3 protein-coding genes are annotated in these 2,355 nt (G+C 29.9%); all 3 read left to right on the top strand.

Translation table 11 applies throughout. The features are described from left to right. Nucleotides 1-113 precede the first annotated feature (113 nt). Complete coding sequence (locus tag FTT63_RS15240; RefSeq protein WP_227554673.1) at nucleotides 114-1,532, top strand: hypothetical protein; 1,419 nt, start codon at nucleotides 114-116, stop codon at nucleotides 1,530-1,532. A 30-nt stretch (nucleotides 1,533-1,562) separates the two neighbouring features. Beyond that, nucleotides 1,563-2,117, top strand: coding sequence for a hypothetical protein (locus FTT63_RS15865; RefSeq protein WP_227554590.1), 555 nt, complete (start codon nucleotides 1,563-1,565; stop codon nucleotides 2,115-2,117). Between the two features lie 66 nt (nucleotides 2,118-2,183). After that, a partial coding sequence (locus FTT63_RS15235; protein WP_180192465.1) for a transposase occupies nucleotides 2,184-2,355 on the top strand: 172 nt, incomplete at its 3' end.

Raw genomic sequence — 2,355 nt, 5'->3', positions numbered from 1 at the left:
AAATTCATGCACGTGTAGCAGTCCTCAACAGATTTACGGAATTAGGTCGACCACTTACCCAAGTTACGCCTTAAATTTGGCTCAATTAGGGGCGCTTTGCATTTCAAATCTTTGTGCAACAAAGCCAAGATGAATTAGAAGTGGGAAACGCTAATAGTAAAGAAATTGAAATTGAAGCTATAGAAAAAAGCATACTACAACAACTCTTTTATTCAGTCGATCAAAAAACATTACCTCGCTCTCGACTAAAGCGCATCGTAACTGTTAAAACTAGAGAGCTAATTGCCAATACACTTTTTATTTTCCTCTGGGCTTTTCTAGCACTATTTGTATTTTTTCCACAAAGTATTTTTTTTGAAAAGCTTAGTATATTGGCTAGTTCAGACCAACTACCTACAACAACTGCTTCATTATTATTCTTATTATTTTGCATAGTTGGATTATTTACTGGAATAAAATATATTGAAAAGCTAAAAGAACTTAAGTTGAAGTTTCAAGATACTGAAATCACATTAAATAATGAAAAATCAGAATCAATACTGAACAAACACCTAGATGAGATTTTATATTTTTTTGAAAGAACAAAATTTGACGTTATCATAATTGAAGATCTAGATCGTTTTGAAAATTCAGAAATTTTTATTCGACTAAGGGAGCTCAATACCCTTATCAACAACTCAAAGCAAGTAAACCGTCCTATAGTATTTTTATACGCTATTAGAGATAACATGTTCAAAGATAAAGATCGATCTAAGTTTTTCGATTTTATCATCCCAATTATTCCTGTCATAAACCCCACAAATGCTTATGATTTGATTCGAAAAAACTATATTAACAAACAAAGTGATAGTCAACTACACGATGAAATAGAAGATGTTTTCCTACATCAGGTCTCACTTTATTTTGATGATATGAGACTGGTAACAAATATTTTTAATGAATTTAAACTCTATGTAAAGAAACTTAACAACCCAAATCTAAATAAAAACAAATTATTAGCTTTAATAATTTATAAAAACTACTACCCTGCCGAATTTGCAAATCTACACTCTAATCAAGGTGAAATATATGAAATTTTTACAATTAAAAAGAAAAAAATTATTTCAAATCAATTAGAAAAAATTAAACATGAAATTGTCGCTTTGGATGAGAAAATTCAAGCATCCCAATTAGAAAAAATTCAAACCATCACTGAATTAAGAAAATTATATATTTATGAAATTCTTAGCAGAATGCCTATTGTCACAAATTTTCATCGTTCTGGCCACAGTATACAGCATAACCAAATTTCTTATTTAATAAAGTTAAAAGCTGACAGCTTGGATCTTGATCACCAAAATCTCACAAATGATGAAAGTTTCGAAGTTATTCAGAATTCCAAAAAACTTGAATGGATTGTTGAAATTCAAAACAATGATCGATATATGCGCTGTGAAATTATAAATATTGAAGATACTAAATTTACTTTCCAAATAATTGAAAATATAGTTAACACTACGCTTTCATATAAAGAAAGAGAAAATAGAATTTAAAATAGTGAAACAACGAATCGTGGAAAATTATTGGAGGAAAAGCAAGGTTTAGTTAATCAAAGAAATTATCTTAAGCAAAATACATTAAAAGAGTTACTCACTATAAACTCAAGTGAAGAATTCTTTGAATCTGATATACATCCACCTCTACTTCAATTTTTAGTTAGAGAAGGTTACATAGACGAGCACTATTCTGACTATATTTCATTCTTTATTGACAGTGTAATAAATATTACTGAAAGAGACTATGCTCAAAGTGTTATAAACCATATAAACTCAGATTTTGATATAACTTTAACTAATGTGGAAAAAGTATTAGAAAAATACTTAACCCCTAGACAATTTTTACATACAAGCATTCTTAATTTTTGTTTAGTCGACTATATACTTGAGAACTATACTAAATTCAAAGATCATTACAACAACTTATTTGAGCTATTATCAAATCAGGATGAACGTTCAATCCAGTTCATTTTCGAATATATAGATAGAGGAGAGAATTTATCCATATTCATTAATAAAATAGTTAAAAGTTGGCATAATATTTTTGAGCATATTCATAGGTCAATGGCAGATGAAGGGTAATCCCCCCTAAAAATAATAGGATCTAAAAGTAGAATTTTCTCTTAAGATACGAGCAGGAGATTCTGCATGAAAACATCTAAATTTACTGACAGCCAGATCATGTCCATTTTAAAACAGGCAGAATCTGGCACACCTGTAGCGACCCTTTGCCGTGAACACGGCATGAGTAATGCTACCTTTTATAAATGGCGTGCCAAATATGGTGGTATGGATACATCATTAATGGCTCGACTGAAAG

The sequence above is a fragment of the Acinetobacter sp. C15 genome, assembly GCF_013420645.1.
Taxonomy (GTDB): domain Bacteria; phylum Pseudomonadota; class Gammaproteobacteria; order Pseudomonadales; family Moraxellaceae; genus Acinetobacter; species Acinetobacter indicus.
The sequence above is the reverse complement of the archived record's forward strand: the minus strand, read 5'-3'. Positions and strand labels throughout refer to the sequence as shown.